The organism is Intestinirhabdus alba (assembly GCF_009711095.1).
GTDB classification, from domain to species: Bacteria; Pseudomonadota; Gammaproteobacteria; order Enterobacterales; family Enterobacteriaceae; genus Intestinirhabdus; species Intestinirhabdus alba.
In genome coordinates, this window is sequence record NZ_WMJZ01000174.1 from 1 (window position 1) to 241 (window position 241).

Consider the following 241-nt stretch of genomic DNA (forward strand, 5'->3'; position numbering starts at 1 on the left):
TATTACCGTAGTCGGGTATATCGACGGTGGTTCGATGTTTCACCAGGCCATCCGTGTGGTTTTTTTCCCAGGCCTTATATTTCTCTCTGTCCACATAGCCGGGGAACTTCACAAGGCCAGCATGGGTGTTGACCACCCACTCCACGTCGGCCTTCAGACCGGGCCGCCACTTATCCGGCAGGGAGATACAGCAGGCCCCTCCCCCTTCGCCAAACGCCCCGATATTCGGCCCCGGGCTGCC

Annotated in this window: 1 protein-coding gene; it reads right to left on the reverse strand. The window is 58.9% G+C overall.

The genetic code is table 11. From position 1 onward, the window contains the following. A partial coding sequence (locus GJV78_RS22880) for a DUF3304 domain-containing protein (RefSeq protein ID WP_155110337.1) occupies positions 1-241 on the reverse strand: 241 nt, incomplete at both ends.